The 15,969-nt window shown below is 62.6% G+C and carries 13 protein-coding genes; 6 read left to right on the forward strand and 7 right to left on the reverse strand.

Annotation, left to right across the window (positions count from 1 at the left end):
• Positions 1–18 precede the first annotated feature (18 nt).
• The 6 genes from WN982_RS16335 to WN982_RS16360 all read right to left on the reverse strand — a co-directional run bounded on the left by WN982_RS16335 (position 19) and on the right by WN982_RS16360 (position 6,848).
• Positions 19–1,170, reverse strand: a complete 1,152-nt coding sequence (locus WN982_RS16335) for a Gfo/Idh/MocA family oxidoreductase (protein WP_341312970.1) — start codon at positions 1,168–1,170, stop codon at positions 19–21.
• Between the two features lie 29 nt (positions 1,171–1,199).
• Entirely contained in the window at positions 1,200–2,249 is a 1,050-nt protein-coding gene (locus WN982_RS16340) for a sugar phosphate isomerase/epimerase (RefSeq protein WP_341312971.1), read from the reverse strand.
• Positions 2,250–2,325: 76 nt separating this feature from the next.
• Complete coding sequence (locus WN982_RS16345; protein ID WP_341312972.1) at positions 2,326–3,288, reverse strand: substrate-binding domain-containing protein; 963 nt, start codon at positions 3,286–3,288, stop codon at positions 2,326–2,328.
• Positions 3,289–3,376: 88 nt separating this feature from the next.
• Positions 3,377–4,390 carry an ABC transporter permease gene (locus WN982_RS16350; RefSeq protein WP_341312973.1) on the reverse strand — a complete coding sequence of 338 codons (1,014 nt, stop codon included), beginning with the start codon at positions 4,388–4,390 and terminating at the stop codon, positions 3,377–3,379.
• The gene (locus WN982_RS16355; RefSeq protein ID WP_341312974.1) at positions 4,371–5,858 is read right to left on the reverse strand and encodes a sugar ABC transporter ATP-binding protein; all 1,488 of its coding nucleotides are present in this window, start codon (positions 5,856–5,858) and stop codon (positions 4,371–4,373) included. The genes WN982_RS16350 and WN982_RS16355 overlap by 20 nt, the downstream gene beginning before the upstream one ends.
• Positions 5,859–5,861: 3 nt before the next feature.
• Positions 5,862–6,848 carry a LacI family DNA-binding transcriptional regulator gene (locus WN982_RS16360; RefSeq protein WP_341315815.1) on the reverse strand — a complete coding sequence of 329 codons (987 nt, stop codon included), beginning with the start codon at positions 6,846–6,848 and terminating at the stop codon, positions 5,862–5,864.
• A gap of 319 nt (positions 6,849–7,167) precedes the next feature.
• Here WN982_RS16360 and WN982_RS16365 point away from each other — a divergent pair, with 319 nt between their 5' ends.
• Together WN982_RS16365 and WN982_RS16370 are read left to right on the forward strand one after the other, a co-directional pair.
• Positions 7,168–7,821: a protein-L-isoaspartate O-methyltransferase gene (locus tag WN982_RS16365; protein ID WP_341312975.1), complete on the forward strand. Its 654-nt coding sequence runs from the start codon at positions 7,168–7,170 to the stop codon at positions 7,819–7,821.
• Positions 7,822–7,879: 58 nt separating this feature from the next.
• Positions 7,880–8,203: a rhodanese-like domain-containing protein gene (locus WN982_RS16370; protein WP_341312976.1), complete on the forward strand. Its 324-nt coding sequence runs from the start codon at positions 7,880–7,882 to the stop codon at positions 8,201–8,203.
• Positions 8,204–8,647: 444 nt separating this feature from the next.
• On the opposite strand, the gene WN982_RS16375 is transcribed toward WN982_RS16370, so the two are convergent.
• Entirely contained in the window at positions 8,648–9,979 is a 1,332-nt protein-coding gene (locus WN982_RS16375) for an aspartate aminotransferase family protein (RefSeq protein WP_341312977.1), read from the reverse strand.
• 350 nt (positions 9,980–10,329) lie between these two features.
• Here WN982_RS16375 and urtA point away from each other — a divergent pair, with 350 nt between their 5' ends.
• The 4 genes from urtA (at position 10,330) to urtD (ending at position 15,385) form a co-directional block, all read left to right on the forward strand.
• Positions 10,330–11,628 (forward strand): urea ABC transporter substrate-binding protein, encoded by a 1,299-nt coding sequence (gene urtA, locus WN982_RS16380; RefSeq protein ID WP_341312978.1) that lies wholly within the window; start codon positions 10,330–10,332, stop codon positions 11,626–11,628.
• Positions 11,629–11,715: 87 nt separating this feature from the next.
• A complete protein-coding gene (urtB, locus tag WN982_RS16385; protein ID WP_341312979.1) occupies positions 11,716–13,341 on the forward strand; it encodes an urea ABC transporter permease subunit UrtB in 1,626 nt (541 codons plus the stop codon).
• Complete coding sequence (gene urtC, locus WN982_RS16390; RefSeq protein WP_341312980.1) at positions 13,341–14,525, forward strand: urea ABC transporter permease subunit UrtC; 1,185 nt, start codon at positions 13,341–13,343, stop codon at positions 14,523–14,525. The genes urtB and urtC overlap by 1 nt, the downstream gene beginning before the upstream one ends.
• Positions 14,522–15,385 (forward strand): urea ABC transporter ATP-binding protein UrtD, encoded by an 864-nt coding sequence (gene urtD, locus WN982_RS16395; protein ID WP_341312981.1) that lies wholly within the window; start codon positions 14,522–14,524, stop codon positions 15,383–15,385. Before urtC ends, urtD begins: the two co-directional genes overlap by 4 nt.
• The last annotated feature ends 584 nt before the right edge of the window (positions 15,386–15,969 follow it).

Genomic DNA, 15,969 nt, shown 5'->3' on the forward strand with positions numbered 1-15,969 from the left:
GTCACGCTTTTTGCATGCTCACCGCTTGCCGATGTCACGCCACCGCCCGTCCGCCGCATTGCTCGCCAGCACCGCGTCGATGAAAAGCAAGCCGGCCACGCCGTCGTCTACCGTTGCAAGTAGCCGGCTTTCCGCAGGAAGCGCTTCACCCGCATCCAGCGCCTCGATCTGCGACGCCGCATCCTTGTACAACTGCGCGAACGCTTCCAGGTAACCCTCGGGGTGTCCGGGCGGTACGCGTGTTGCGTGTGCGGCGATCGCGCTATTCACACGACCACGCGTCACGCGCTCTGACGAACCGCCCAACGGCGTAAGCCAAAGCTCATTCGGATTCTCCTGATCGAAACTCAGTCCCGCCCTGGTTCCGTACACCCTTAAGCGCAACGCGTTCTCCGCGCCGCTCGCCACCTGACTCGCCCACAACATGCCGCGTGCACCGTTCGGATAGCGCAGCATCGCCTGCACGTGATCGTCGATGCGGCGCCCCGGTACGAAGGTATGCAACTCCGCGGATAACGATAACGGCGTCATTCCCGTGACGAATGCGGCGAGGTGATACGCGTGCGTGCCGATGTCGCCGAGACAGCCGGCGGGGCCCGCTAACGATGGGTCCGTGCGCCAGCCCGCCTGTTTGTTCGTGCCGCTCGTTTCTATTGGCTCAGCCAACCAGTCCTGCGCATATTCGACTTGCACCACACGTATGTCGCCAAGCTCGCCTCTTTCGACAAGTTCACGAGCGTGACGCACCAGCGGATAGCCGGAATACGTATGCGTCAATGCAAACAGCTTGTTCTTCTCGCGAGCGAGCTTCGCCAGCGCCTCGCCTTCGGCCAGCGATACCGCCAACGGTTTATCGCAGATCACGTGAATCCCGGCTTCGAGAAAGGCCGTCGCCACCGGCGCATGCAGATGGTTCGGCGTGACGATCGCAACCGCATCGATACCGTCGTCGCGCGCGGCTTCGGCGCGCGCCATCTCGCGCCAGTCCGCATAGCTGCGAGCGATACCGGCTTCATCGGCGCTCGCTTGCGCTCGTCGCGGATCGGATGACAACGCACCCGCCACCAGTTCGAAGCGATCGTCGAGCCGCGCGGCGACCCGATGCACCGCGCCGATAAACGCGCCCTGCCCGCCGCCGACCATGCCTAATCTGAGCCTTCTTCGTGGCATCGCCCTTGCTCCTTTGCGATCGATCGTAGTCAAATGCCCAGCACGCGTTTCAACTGGTCCGCGTCCACGCCACTGCCCGCGAAATCGTCGAACGCGTGCTCGGCCACACGAATGATGTGCCGGCGAATGAACTCCGCGCCCTCGCGTGCGCCGTCCTGTGGATGCTTCAACGCGCACTCCCATTCCAGCACCGCCCAGCCGGGAAAGTCGTACTGCGCCATCTTCGAGAAGATCGCGCCGAAATCGATCTGGCCGTCGCCCAGCGAGCGGAAGCGACCCGCGCGTTCGACCCAACCGCTATAGCCGCCGTACACGCCTTGCTTACCGTTCGGACGAAACTCCGCGTCCTTCACATGGAACGCCTTGATGCGCTTGTGATAGATGTCGATGAACGCGAGGTAGTCGAGTTGCTGCAACACGAAGTGGCTCGGATCGTAGAGGATGTTCGCGCGCGAGTGCTGCTTCACTGCGTCGAGAAAGCGCTCGAAGGTCACGCCGTCGTGCAGGTCCTCACCCGGATGCAGTTCATAGCAAACGTCGACACCGGCTTCGTCGAAGGCATCGAGAATCGGGGTCCAGCGGCGCGCAAGTTCGTCGAACGCCGCTTCGACCAGACCTGCCGGACGCTGCGGCCACGGGTACAGATACGGCCAGGCCAGCGCGCCGGAAAACGACACGTGTGCATTCAACCCCAAACGCTGCGACGCCTTCGCCGCCAGCTTCATCTGCCCGATCGCCCATTGCGTGCGCGCAGCGGGATTCCCGCGCACATGGGGCGCGGCAAAGCCGTCGAACAACACGTCGTAGGCCGGATGCACGGCTACTAGCTGCCCTTGCAGATGCGTCGACAGTTCGGTGATCGTTACGCCCGCATCCTCGACGATCTCCTGCAACTCGTCGCAATACGTCTGGCTCGCCGCCGCCTGTTCGAGATCGATCAGGCGCGCGTCGCACGGCACCTGAATGCCCTTGAAGCCAAGACTCGCGGCCCAGCCGGCCAGATGCGCGAGGTTGTCGAACGGCACCTCGTCACCCATGAACTGAGCCAGAAAGATCGCCGGCCCTTTGATGGTTTTCATCGTACGGCTCCTCGAACGACGTCACGCTCGCATCGTCCATGCCAGTCACCCAATGCGAGCGTGCCCCGGATACCAATCAGAATGGCGAGTCCGGGAAATAGAACTGCTGCGCGTTTTCCTTCGTGATCAGCACGGACGGAATGATCGTCGTCGGCGGCAGCTTGTCGCCCTTCAAACGCGCTTCGGCGGTGAGCTTGATGGCGTCGTAGATGAATTTCGGCGAGTACGACACGTCGGCCTTGATCAGCGGCGCGCTGTCCATCACGTTCTTCACCATGCCCTTCGAGCCCGCGCCGCCGAACACGATCTTGATGTCGGCGCGCTTCGCCTGATCGATCGCCTTGATGACGCCGACTGCCATGTCGTCGTCGGCGGCCCACACGGCGTCGATGTGTTTGAAGCGCGTCAGGTAGTCCTGCATCACCTTGAACGCGTCGTCGCGATTCCAGTTCGCGTACTTGGCGTCGAGAATCCTGATGTTCGGATACGCCTTCAGCACACCCGTAAACGCGGTCCAGCGCTCGTTGTCGAGCGTCGTCGGGATGCCTCGCAGCGCGACGATGTCACCTTTGCCGTCGAGCGCCTTCGCCAGATATTCGGCGGGAATCTTGCCGAACGCGGTGTTGTCGCCGGCGACATAGGCGTCCTGTGCGCTGGTGTCGGTCAGGCCGCGATCGACCACCGTCACGTAGATGCCCTTCTTCTTCACCTGCGCGACCGGCTGCGTCAACGAAGCCGATTCGAACGGGAAAATCACCAGCGCGTTGATCTTGTTGACCGTCACCAGATCCTGCAACTGGTTCGCCTGTTCGGGCGCGCCCGCCGCGGTCTTCACGATCACTTTCAGATCGGGGTGCGCCTTCTCCAGATCGCTTTTAGCCTTGTTCGCCCACCAGACGATGCCGCCTGTGAAGCCGTGGTCGGCCGTCGGAATCGCGACGCCCAGCGTGACTTTCTCATCGGCTCGCGCAACGCCCGCCGTACCCAGTATCCCCAACGCCAGCATGCCGGCGCTCACCGCTCGAATGACCTGCTTCATGGTTGTGTCTCCTAATGTGAGGCGTTCATGCGCCCCGATTCTGGAACCTGCCGCTGACGCTACTGTTTCGCCATTTGAAGCACTACGCCTACCGCCGCCCACGCTGCACGAACGCGACGAAGATAATCACCACACCCTGCACCGCCGCGTTCAGATACACGCTGATGATGCTGGTCAGATTCAGAATGTTCGCGATCACCGAAAGCAGGATTGCGCCGATCACCGTGCCGATCACGCGCCCTTCGCCGCCTTTCAGCGCGGTGCCGCCCACCACTACGGATGCGATTGCCTCGAGTTCCCACAGCAAGCCGGTGGTCGGCGTGGCCGAGCCGAGCCGCGGCACATACAGCACGGTCGCCACGCCGACGCAGATGCCGAGCAGCACGTAGGTGACGATCTTGACCTTATCGACGCGAATCGCCGCATAACGCGCGACCTGTTCGTTCGAGCCGATCGCCTGCACATGCCGGCCGAACGCGGTGCGATTCAGGATCAACGTGCCGCCAGCGGCAACGATCAGAAACACCCAGATCGGTACAGGCACGCCAAACAGGCTCGCGTAGTAAACCGGCCCATAGAGATCGGACAACGAGTTATCCAAGGTCAGCGCGCCGCCATCGGCGAGCCACGTCAGCACCGCGCGAAAAATGCCTAAAGTGCCCAACGTGACGATGAACGGTTCGATACGTCCTTTGGTAATCAGCAAACCGTGCGCGCAGCCGAACAATCCGCCGAGCACCAGCGCGAGCACGATGCCTAGCGTCACAATCAGCAACGGCGCGAACGTGTGCCCGCCGGCACCGGCCGCCAGCCCGTTCATCAGCCAGATCATGCTGCCCGCGATCAGCGCCGCCATCGAGCCGACCGACAGATCGATGCCGCCCGAAATGATCACGAAGGTCATGCCGACCGCGATGATGCCGATGAACGACGTGCGCGTGAGCACGTTCATCAGGTTGTCGAGCGTCGCGAAATCGCGATTGAGCAGCGTGCCGGTGACGCACAGCACGATCAGGCCGGCGAGCGGCCCGAGCGCATACAGACGATGCGCGAACCGTAACGCGCGGCCGGATGGCGCCGCTTCAGTGGGTGCCGGTCGCATGGGCGATCAACTCCTCTTCGGTCAGATGGTCGAGCGTGAGCGTCGCTTGCAGGCGTCCCGCGCGCATCACGGCGACGCGGTGGCACAAGCCGATCAGCTCGATCAGTTCGGATGAAATGACGATCACCGCGCGGCCCTGCGCGGCAAGACGATGGATCAGAAAATAGATATCGCGTTTCGCGCCGACATCGACGCCGCGGGTCGGCTCGTCGAGCACGATCACGTTCGGGTCGGGTTGCAGGAACTTGGCGAGCGCGAGCTTCTGCTGGTTGCCGCCGGAGAGCATGCGCGCGCGGCTCGACAGATCGCCGGTGCGAACGCCGAAGTCGCTCACGGCTTTAGTCAACGCCGCGCGCCCCGCTTTCAGATCGAGCAATGGATGCGCGTAGCGTTCGAGCGTCATTAGCGTGACGTTGTCTTGCAGGCTCAGGTTCACGTGCAGGCCTTTGCCTTTGCGATCCTCGCTCAGATACGTGAGACCGTGGCGCATCGCGTCGCGTGGATCTTTCAGATCGGCGTGGCGGCCCGCGATTTCGATGCGGCCCGCCGTGCGTTTGCGCAGTCCGATGATCGCTTCGAACGCTTCGGTGCGGCCCGCGCCGACAAGTCCCGCAAAGCCGAGCACTTCGCCGGCGCGGACGTCGAAGCTCAGGTCCTCGACCCAATCCGGTACGGCGAGGCTTTCGACTTTCAACGCGATCGGCGCGTCGGCGGGCACCGTGATCTTCTCAGGGAACATATCGGACACATCGCGCCCGACCATCAGATTCGCCATCTGCTGCCGCGCAAGTGCCGCCGTTTCGCTGCGCGCGACGAAGCGGCCGTCGCGCATCACGATCACTTCATCGGTCATGCGTTCGACTTCGTCGAGCTTGTGCGAGATATAGATGATGGTCACGCCGTCGGCTTTGAGCTTCGCCATCAGCGTGAAGAGGCGTTCGGTTTCGGACGGCGTGAGCGTGGCGGTCGGTTCGTCCATGATCAACAGGCGCGCGCGGCGCGACAAAGCCTTGGCGATCTCCACCATCTGCTTTTCAGCGACGATCAGCTCCCGCACCTTCGTGTCCGGTGCTTTCTCGAGGCCGACTTGCGCAAGATAACGCGTGGCGTCCGCACGCATTGCAGCATCGTCGACGAACCAGCCGCGCCGCTTCTCGTGGCCGAGATACATGTTCTGCGCGATCGTCAGATGCTCGGCGAGATTGAATTCCTGGTGAATCAGTACGATGCCGGCGGCTTCCGCATCGCGCGAGCCGATGAACTGCTGCGCGTGGCCGTCGACCAGCAAGGTGCCCGACGTCGCTGTCTCATAGCCGGCGAGGATTTTCATCAGTGTCGATTTGCCCGCGCCGTTTTCGCCGAGCAATCCGTAGATACGGCCCGGGCTCAACTCGAACGACACACCGTGCAGCACGCGCACCGGCCCGAAGTCTTTGCGGATATCGTCGAAGCGGACAGCGAGGCTCATCGCTTACGCGCTCCCGCGAATCACGAGCCGATGCGGCAGCAGCACGCCCGGCACGTTCGCCAACGGATTCGCGAGCCGCTGCAGCAGCAGGCGCGCGGCGGTTTCGCCGAGTTCGCGCATCGGCTGCGCGATGGTGGTGAGCGGCGGATCGATTTGCGCGGCGAGCGAAATGTCGTCGAAACCGACTACGGCGATGTCGTCCGGCACGCGCTTGCCGACGCTGCGCAAGCCGTGGATCACGCCGATCGCCAGCGTGTCCGACACCGCGAAGATCGCAGTCGGCGGCGGCGCCTGTTGCACCAGCGTCGCTGCGGCCGATGCGCCCGCTTCATAGTCGAGACTGTTCAGATTCATGCGCCAGTTCTCGTTCGGCGTAATGCCCGCTTCGCTCAACGCGTCGAGATAACCCTGCTGACGCTGCCGCGCATAGAGATAATCGACATCGGAATTGATCAACCCGATGCGCCGATGGCCGCGCGCGAGCAGATGCCGCACCGCGTCGCCCGCGGCCCGGTAGTTGTCGATGCCGACGTACGGCACGCCGACCGCCGGGTCGAACTCGCAGCACGCGACCCACGGCAGCGCGCTGGATGCCTCGCCGAGCGCCTGCTGGATGGTCGCCGGATCGAGGCAGATCGCGCCGTCCGCGCGGCGGCGCCGCAGCAGATCGAAATAACTGCGCTCGCGGCCCGGGTCGGCGCCCGTGTCGCACAGCAGCATGAAATAGCCATGCTGGCGCGCGACGCTGTCGATGCCGCGCACAATTTCAGCGTAGAACGGATTGCCGACGTCGGGCACCATCGTCAGCAGCAGGCGGCTTTCGGCGGTGCGCAGGTTGCGCGCCAGTTCGTTGACGCGATAGCCGCTGGCGTCGACGGCGGCCAATACCTTGTCGCGCGTGGCGGGCCGGACGTTCTCGTGGCCGTTCAGCACCCGCGACACCGTCGCCACCGACACCCCCGCCTGCTCGGCGACGCCGGCAATCGACATCCCGACGGACGGCTGGAGCGGCTGCGCCTCACGCCGCGGGCGCGCTTTGGACACCGTTTTGGACAACGCTTTGGACAAGTCGGTCTGCCTCAAAAAATGTAATCGATTACATTTTTGGACGATGCGAGCGGGAATCGCAAGGACAGATCGGTAGGGATTAACACGGAGTCGGCAAGCCGGCGCACTGCCCGCGACAGCGCGGGATCGTGCCGCGGTTTGGTACAATTCCACAGTTACCCTGCCGTGGCCCGGCTCCAGATGGACACCGCTCGCCACTCGTCAGTGGCACAAATCGCCAAACCAAACCGCCGAACCCACCATGAATATCGAGCAAGCGCGTTTCAACATGATCGAACAGCAGATCCGCCCCTGGGAAGTGCTCGACCAGGACGTGCTGAATCTGCTCTCGATCGTCAAGCGTGAAAACTTTGTCCCCGCCGTGTACCGCGATCTGGCTTTCGTCGACTTCGAAGTGCCGCTGCCGGCCAGCCAGCACATGCTGGCGCCGCGCGTCGAGGCGCGCGTGCTGCAGGAACTGGAGGTGAAGAAGCACGAAAGCGTGCTCGAAATCGGCGCCGGCTCGGGTTACATGGCGGCCCTGCTCGCGCATCGCGCGCAGCACGTGCTGACGGTCGATATCGAACCGGAACTGGCGGAACTGGCAAAGAACAACCTGACCGCCAACGGCGTGCTGAACGCCGAAGTCGCCACCGGCGACGCATCGCGCGGCTGGGCTGACGCGGCACCGTACGACGTGATCTGCGTGTCGGGCGGCCTGCCGGTGCTGCCGCAGGACATCCTCGAACAACTGAAGGTGGGCGGCCGTCTGGCGGCTTTCGTCGGCACCGCGCCTGTCATGAAAGCGCAGATCATCACGCGCATCGACGAAACGCAATACCGCATCGCCGACGTATTCGAAACTTACGTCGAGCCGCTGATCAATGCGGTGCAGCCGCCGCGCTTCAAGTTCTAAGTAACCTGCAACCTGAAGTGTCGCTGGTCCGCCGCAATCTGAACTGGATGTCTTGCTGATGCAAAATCTGTCCGCTCCCGCGCTCGCCGAATGGCTCGCCGATCAATCGCGTCCCGCGCCCGTGCTGCTCGACGTGCGCGAGCCGTGGGAAATCCAGACGGCGTCGATCGCCGGCGCCGTGTCGATCCCCATGCGTGAGATTCCCGCGCGCAGCGAAGAACTCGACGACGACGCGCAAATCGTCTGCGTCTGCCACCACGGCGCGCGCAGCGCCCAGGTCGCGATGTTCCTCGAGTCGCGCGGCCACACTAACGTCTTCAATCTGCAAGGCGGGATCGACGCGTGGTCGCGGCAAGTCGATCCGTCTGTTCCTATCTACTGACTTCTGACGCGGCGCTATTTGGTTGTTTGCCTACGGCGTTGCCTTTCCTTGCTTTCTTATTGGTTTATTAGCGTTCCCCCTGTGCGGGGGGCACCTACTTTTCTTTGCCGGCCGCAAAGAAAAGTAGGCAAAAGAAAGCGGCTCAAACCGCCAATTCTTAAGCGGGTCCCCTGGCTTGGAGGAGGCAGTGGAGCATCTGGAATCGGTGCTCTCGCACACTCCGCGCTTGTGACAAGGCAGTCATTCTTCCGGCGGCGCTGCGCGCGCCGCTGCGGTACTTCACAAAACCGCCGGCCAGTTTTGATGCCCGCGTTTCGCCTGGTACGGGCAATGTTTCTTTAAATAGATATCCCTGATGGCCTCGCTCGCCCCCGCCAGTTCGGATCGTCCTGCCTCGCTTGCGAACAATGCAGGATGCAAACACCCTTCCGCAGATGTCGCCCCCTAAGCCGTCTCCTTCAACACTTCGGCAACGGTCCTGAATATCTCCTCGATCTGCGCCTCCTCGATAATCAGCGGCGGCGAAAACGCCAGAATGTCACCGGTATAACGCGTCAATACGCCCTTCTCGTAGCAGCGCACAAAAACATCATAAGCACGCGCGCCGGGCGATCCGGCACGCGGCGCCAATTCCACCCCACCCACTAACCCAAGATTGCGCACATCGATCACGTGCCGTTCGCCACGCAGCTTGTGAATCGCTGTCTCGAAGATCGGCGCCATCCGCGCGGCCCGTTCGAACAACTGTTCCCGCTCATACAGATCAATCGTCGCGCAAGCCGCGGCCGCGGCAATCGGGTGTCCCGAATACGTATACCCATGAAACAGTTCGATACCGCCCGGCGCGCCATTCACGATCGAATCGTGAATCCTCGCGCTGGCGGCGACGGCGCCCATCGGCGCGGCGGCATTGTTGGTGCCCTTGGCCATCGTCAACATGTCCGGCGTCACGCCGAAATACTGCGCCGCGAATGGCGCACCTAAGCGCCCCCACCCGGTGATCACTTCGTCGAAGATCAGCAGGATGCCGTGCTTGTCGCAGATCTCGCGCAGCCGCTGCAAATAGCCTTGCGGCGGAATCAGCACGCCGGTCGAGCCGGCCACAGGTTCGACGATCACCGCGGCAATCGTCGACGCATCGTGCAGCGTGACGAGCCTCTCCAGTTCGTCGGCGAGATGCGCGCCCCACGCCGGCTGTCCTTTGGAGAACGCCGCCTCCTTGATGTTCAGCGTATGCGGCAAATGATCGACTGAGGGCAGCAGCGCGCCTGAAAACGCCTTGCGGTTCGGCGCAATGCCGCCCACCGAAATCCCGCCGAAGCCGACGCCGTGATAGCCGCGCTCGCGGCCGATGAAGCGTGTGCGCTGCCCTTCGCCACGCGAGAGATGGTAGGCCAGGGCGATTTTCAGCGCGGTATCGACAGCCTCCGAACCCGAGTTCGCGAAGAAGATGTGCTTCAGATCGCCCGGCGTATGCCGCGCGATTTTGGTGGCGGCCTCGAAAGCCTTCGGGTGCCCCATCTGAAAAGTCGGCGCGAAATCCATTTCGGCCGCCTGGGCCTGCACCGCCGCCACGATCTCGTCGCGGCAGTGCCCGGCGTTGACGCACCACAGGCCCGCGGTGCCGTCGAGAATGCGCCGGCCATCGTGCGACGTGTAGTACATGCCCTTCGCGCTTGCCAGCAGCCGCGGCGCGCTCTTGAACTGGCGGTTCGCGGTGAAGGGCATCCAGAACGCGGACATATCGGGTGGCTTGGCGGTGGCGCGCTCTTTCATGTCGGGTCTCCTCGCGTGGGTGGTCTTCCAGTGTAGGCAGAGCGCGACGCATGCACAAAGGGGCGGCGCACATGCACCGCGCTCGCCCGCTGGCGGATCGGCACGCTTCGTTGCAGCGCCACACGCACCGCAACGAGGCGAACAGGCCACGTGTGCACCACTTTCGCGCCGCATTACGCATAACACCGATGCCCGGCCACCGCGCCGCAGCACGCAAGACGCGGAGTTCTCGCCGGATGCATCGCTTGGCATGTGCCTTGCAGTACACAAGCGGCAAGTCAAGCGGGACAAGCCCTGCTGGCTGAAATCGACGCCCATAAACGTTCACCATCAATGGCAAGGGGATATACATGAAACGTCGCAGTCTGTTGAAGTTCGGCTCCATGTCGGGCGCACTGGCGCTCGCAGGTCAGGTTCCGTTTGCCAAGGCGCAATCCGGCAGCGGTCCGATCAAAGTAGGCGTTCTGCATTCCTTGTCGGGCACGATGGCGATCTCGGAGACCTCGCTCAAGGACACCGCGCTGATGACCATCGCGGACATCAACAAGAACGGCGGCGTCATGGGCCGCAAGCTGGAACCGGTGGTGGTCGACCCGGCGTCGAACTGGCCGCTGTTCGCGGAGAAGGCGCGCCAGCTGATCACCCAGGAAAAGTGCGCCGTCGTGTTCGGCTGCTGGACTTCGGTGTCGCGCAAATCGGTGCTGCCGGTATTCGAAGAACTCAATGGCCTCCTGTTCTACCCGGTGCAGTACGAAGGCGAAGAAATGTCGCGCAACGTGTTCTACACGGGCGCCGCGCCGAATCAGCAAGCGATTCCGGCAACCGAATACCTGATGAGCAAGGAAGGCGGCGGCGCCAAGCGTTTCTTCCTGCTCGGCACCGACTACGTGTATCCGCGCACGACCAACAAGATCCTGCGCGCCTTCCTGAAGTCGAAGGGCGTACAGGAAGCAGACATTCAGGAGGTCTACACGCCGTTCGGCCACAGCGACTATCAGACCATCGTCGCGAACATCAAGACTTTCTCGCAGGGCGGCAAGACCGCGGTGATCTCGACCGTCAACGGCGACTCGAACGTGCCGTTCTACAAGGAACTAGGCAACCAGGGGCTGAAGGCATCCGATGTGCCGGTCGTCGCGTTCTCGGTCGGCGAAGAAGAACTGCGCGGCATCGATACGAAACCGCTGGTCGGCAATCTCGCGGCGTGGAACTACTTCATGTCGCTGCGCAATCCGGCCAACGAGAAGTTCAAGAAGCAATGGGCCGCGTGGGTCAAGGAGAACAACCTGCCGGGCGGCACCAAGCGCGTGACCAACGATCCGATGGAAGCGACCTTCGTCGGCATCCATATGTGGAAGCAGGCTGTCGAGAAGGCGAAGAGCACGGATGTGGACAAGGTGCGTGTGGCGATGGTCGGCCAGCAGTTTGCGGCGCCGTCGGGCTTCACGCTCGAAATGGACGGCAATCACCATTTGCACAAGCCGGTGATGATCGGTGAAGTGCGTGCCGACGGCCAGTTCAACGTGGTGTGGCGCACCAAGACTGCGATTCGCGCGCAGCCGTGGAGCCCGTTCATCGCCGGCAATTCGAGCAAGCCGGACGTCGTCAGTTCGATTCCGGCGTTCCTGAAGCGCTCGCGGGTTGCCTGACGGGACGACGCAGCGATACGACGGCGCGGCCATCCGTGTTTATCCACGATGCCGCGCCGCCCTGCCGGCTCTTCTTCAAAGGCCACCATGGCGTTTTCATTCCTGACGTTCGCACGGCGCAGCATCGGCAGCCTGGGGCTCGCGCTCCTGGCTAGCGCGCCGCTTGCCGCTTTCGCGCTGAGTCCGGCCGACGTCGCGCCGCTCGCCGGCGACGACTTCGACGCGAAATCCGCGGCCATCGACAAACTGATCGCCAATCACGACAAAGCATCGCTCGCGGTGCTCAAAGCCCTGTCCGACGACAGTGCGCTCGCCACCGATGCCGGCGCCGTACTGCTGCAGGACGGCGACACCGCGCGCGATGCCGTCACCGGCAAGACCGTCGCCGCGGGCGATGCTCAACCGGTCACACTGAACAACCTGCTGCGCTCGAAGGTGACAGGCGCGCTGTCGGGCCTGCAACTCGACTCGCCCGATACGGCTACGCGCGCCGCCGCAATCACCGCGCTGTTGCAAAACCCCGATCCGTCGATCAAACCGCTGGTCGACGCCGCTCGCGCGAAAGAAACCGACCCAGCGCTGAAGAAGCGTCTGGACACGCTGTGGGCGATGACCGCCTTGCACGACGCCGATCCGGCCAAGCGGCTCGAAGCCGTGCAACTGGTCGCCGCGAGGCACGATCTCGACATGAACGAGCTGCTGCGCCCGCTCGTCGCGAAGAAGCCGGACGGCACCTTCAACGAAACCGACGACCGCGTCCGCGCCGCCGCGCAAAGCGGCATCGACGAACTCGATGCGATCCAGCGCCGCAGCCAGATCGCCGGCACGCTGTTCGCCGGCTTGTCGCTCGGCAGCGTGCTGCTGCTCGCCGCGCTCGGCCTCGCGATTACATATGGGCTGATCGGCGTCATCAACATGGCGCACGGCGAATTCCTGATGATCGGCGCGTACGCCACCTACGTCGTGCAGAACCTGTTCCAGCGGTACGCGCCCGGTGCGTTCGACTGGTATCCGCTGCTCGCGGTGCCCGCGTCGTTCGTGGCCGCCGGATTAGTCGGCATCGTGCTCGAACGGCTGGTTCTGAAGCACCTGTACGGCCGTCCGCTCGAAACGCTGCTGACCACCTTCGGTATCAGCCTGATTCTGATTCAGGCCACGCGCATGCTGTTCGGCGCGCAAAACGTGCAGGTGATCAATCCGGCGTGGATGAGCGGCGGCGTGACCGTGCTGCCGAATCTGATCTTGCCGTACAACCGCCTGGCGATTCTGGCGTTTTCGATGATCGTCGTCGGCATTGCGTGGGCCGTGCTGACCAGGACGCGCCTCGGTCTCTTCGTGCGCGCCGTCACGCAGAATCGGCGGATGGCGGCGTGCGTCGGCGTGAAGACGGCGCGGGTCGATTCGTATGCGTTCGCGTTCGGCGCGGGCATTGCCGGTTTGGGCGGCTGTGCGCTGTCGCAAATCGGCAATGTCGGCCCGGACCTCGGCCAGAGCTACATCATCGATTCGTTCATGGCGGTGGTGCTCGGCGGCGTCGGCCAACTGGCCGGCACCGTGATCGGCGGCTTCGGGCTCGGCCTCGTCAGCAAAGCGATCGAACCGTTCTGGGGCGCGGTGCTCGCGAAGATCGCGGTGCTCGTGCTGATCGTGCTGTTCATCCAGAAGCGTCCGCAGGGCATGTTCGCCCTCAAGGGCCGTAGCGCGGAGGCATGATGACGTCTGCGACTACACCGGCTCACGTTTCATCAGCGGGCTCGGCCGCGAGCTCCGGCCGCGAGGCGCAATCCGGCTTCGCGCTCGGCTTGCCGCCGCGTCCCGCGCTGCTGTCTCGGCGCGCATGGCTCGCGCTGATCGCGCTGATTATCGTGTTCGGCTTCGGCGTGCCGTTCGCCACGCTAGTAGTACCGGAGACGAGCGCGTTCCATCTGTCCGCGTACGCGATGACGCTGACCGGCAAGTTCATGTGCTACGCGATCGCCGCGCTCGCGCTCGATCTCGTGTGGGGTTACTGCGGCATTCTGAGCCTCGGGCACGCATTGTTCTTTGCATTGGGCGGGTACGCGATCGGCATGTACCTGATGCGCGCGATCGGTCACGAAGGCAAATACGGCAGCGATCTGCCGGACTTCATGGTGTTTCTCGACTGGCATCAACTACCGTGGTACTGGCAAGGCACCCAGCATCTCGGTTATGCGCTGCTGCTGGTGGTGCTGGTGCCGGCGGTGGTCGCGTGGGTGTTCGGCTTCTTCACGTTCCGCTCGCGCGTGAAGGGCGTGTACCTGTCGATCATCACGCAGGCGATGACCTTCGCCGCGATGCTGCTGTTCTATCGCAACGAAACGGGTTTCGGCGGCAACAACGGCTTCACCGACTTCAAGCGCATCGGCGGTTTTCCGATCACGCATCCGGGCACGCGCACTGCCCTCTTGCTGATCACATTTGCCGTGTTGATTCTCGCGTTTATCGGCGCACGGGCGATCGTCGCGTCGAAGCTCGGCCGCGTGGTCACTGCGGTACGCGACGGCGAAACGCGCCTGATGTTCCTCGGCTACAGCCCGTTGGCGTACAAACTGTTCGTGTGGACCGTGTCCGCCGTGTTGTGCGGGATTGCTGGTGCTTTGTATGTGCCGCAGGTCGGCATTATCAATCCGGGCGAGATGTCGCCGGGCAACTCGATTGAAATGGCGATCTGGGTCGCCGTGGGCGGACGTGGCACTTTGATCGGACCGATCGTCGGCGCGTTCGCGGTGAATGGCGCGAAGAGCTTTTTTACGGCGAACTTCCCTGAGTATTGGCTGTTCTTTCTTGGCTTGATCTTCGTGCTGGTGCCGTTGCTGTTGCCGAACGGCATCATGGGGCTGATCGAACTCGTGACGCGCAAGAGGAACCGCTCATGAACGAAAACCCGATGGTTCCTGATCTTGCCTTGCCTGAAGCACCGGCTGAACGGTCGTTGAGCGGCGTCGCCAGCATGGGGCACGCGGTGGTGCCGGGCGAGATCGACATTTCGCACGGGACGATTCTGTACCTTGAAGATGTGACCGTCAGTTTTGATGGTTTTCGCGCGCTGAATGGGCTGACGTTGTCGATCGATGCGGGTGAATTGCGTTGCATTATCGGGCCTAACGGCGCGGGCAAGACGACGATGATGGATGTCATCACCGGGAAGACGGAGCCGGATTCCGGCAAGGTTTTTCTGGGGCAGTCGATTGATTTGACGCGGATGAATGAGCCTTCTATTGCACGTGCCGGGATTGGGCGGAAGTTTCAGAAGCCTACTGTTTTTGAGCAACATCCTGTTTGGGAGAACCTTGAGTTGGCTATGAAGGCTGACAAGGGGTGGTGGGGTTCTTTACGCGCCCGGTTGGATCGCGAGGCGCAGGCTCGCATTGAAGAGACTTTGGCTTTGATTGGGCTTGAGAGTGAGGCTCGACGGCTTGCTGGCGAGTTGTCGCATGGGCAGAAGCAGCGGCTCGAGATTGGGATGTTGCTTATGCAGCAACCGGCGCTTCTTTTGCTCGATGAGCCTGCGGCCGGGATGACCGATGATGAGACTATGCAGTTGGCTGATTTGCTCAATCAATTGCGGGGGACTTGCTCGATGATGGTTGTGGAGCACGATATGGAGTTTGTTGCTGCTCTGTCTGGTGACACTGGGCGGGTCACCGTGATGGCTGAAGGGCGGGTTCTTGCTCATGGCACTCTTGATGATGTTAAGAAGGATGAGATGGTTATTGAGTCTTATCTAGGGAGGTGATTTGGTTTTTTTTGCCTTTGGCGGCGGCATTGGTTGTGTGCCTACGGCGTTGCCTTTCCTTGCTTTGATATTGGTTTATTAGCGTTCCCCCTGTGCGGGGGGGCACCTACTTTTCTTTGCCGCCGCAAAGAAAAGTAGGCAAAAGAAAGCGGCTCAAACCGCTAATTCTTAAGCGGGTCCCCTGGCTTGGAGGAGGTAGTGGAGCATCTGGAATCGGTGTTCTCGCGCACTCCGCGCTTGTGACAAGGCAGTCATCCTTCCCGCCTCGCACTATGTGCTCGCCGGAACGGTCTGCCTGGGAAACCAGTGGTTTTGTTCTTTTGCTGTGGGAGCCATCGGCTTCGCCTCGGCGAGGCGCTGAAATTGGCCGGTGGTTTTGGAAGTGCGCTGAACGCATGAAACGGCTAGCGGTTTTATGAAGTACCGCTGCGGCGCGCGTAGCGCCGCCGGAAGTATGACTGCCTTGTCACCGAGGCTGAATGTGCGAGAACACCGATTCCAGATGCTCCACTACCTCCTCCAAGCCAGGGGACCCGCTTAAGAATTAGCGGTTTGAGCCGCTTTCTTTGCTTACTTTCTTTGCG

This window comes from Paraburkholderia sp. IMGN_8 (assembly GCF_038050405.1).
In the GTDB taxonomy this organism is placed as follows: domain Bacteria; phylum Pseudomonadota; class Gammaproteobacteria; order Burkholderiales; family Burkholderiaceae; genus Paraburkholderia.

Bases quoted from the DNA above. Each gene is read 5' to 3' on its own strand.
- WN982_RS16335 (WP_341312970.1), bottom strand. From the start codon at position 1,170: ATGCCACGAAGAAGGCTCAGATTAGGCATGGTCGGCGGCGGGCAGGGC.
- WN982_RS16340 (WP_341312971.1), bottom strand. From the start codon at position 2,249: ATGAAAACCATCAAAGGGCCGGCGATCTTTCTGGCTCAGTTCATGGGT.
- WN982_RS16345 (WP_341312972.1), bottom strand. From the start codon at position 3,288: ATGAAGCAGGTCATTCGAGCGGTGAGCGCCGGCATGCTGGCGTTGGGG.
- WN982_RS16350 (WP_341312973.1), bottom strand. From the start codon at position 4,390: ATGCGACCGGCACCCACTGAAGCGGCGCCATCCGGCCGCGCGTTACGG.
- WN982_RS16355 (WP_341312974.1), bottom strand. From the start codon at position 5,858: ATGAGCCTCGCTGTCCGCTTCGACGATATCCGCAAAGACTTCGGGCCG.
- WN982_RS16360 (WP_341315815.1), bottom strand. From the start codon at position 6,848: ATGTCGATTGCCGGCGTCGCCGAGCAGGCGGGGGTGTCGGTGGCGACG.
- WN982_RS16365 (WP_341312975.1), top strand. From the start codon at position 7,168: ATGAATATCGAGCAAGCGCGTTTCAACATGATCGAACAGCAGATCCGC.
- WN982_RS16370 (WP_341312976.1), top strand. From the start codon at position 7,880: ATGCAAAATCTGTCCGCTCCCGCGCTCGCCGAATGGCTCGCCGATCAA.
- WN982_RS16375 (WP_341312977.1), bottom strand. From the start codon at position 9,979: ATGAAAGAGCGCGCCACCGCCAAGCCACCCGATATGTCCGCGTTCTGG.
- urtA (WP_341312978.1), top strand. From the start codon at position 10,330: ATGAAACGTCGCAGTCTGTTGAAGTTCGGCTCCATGTCGGGCGCACTG.
- urtB (WP_341312979.1), top strand. From the start codon at position 11,716: ATGGCGTTTTCATTCCTGACGTTCGCACGGCGCAGCATCGGCAGCCTG.
- urtC (WP_341312980.1), top strand. From the start codon at position 13,341: ATGACGTCTGCGACTACACCGGCTCACGTTTCATCAGCGGGCTCGGCC.
- urtD (WP_341312981.1), top strand. From the start codon at position 14,522: ATGAACGAAAACCCGATGGTTCCTGATCTTGCCTTGCCTGAAGCACCG.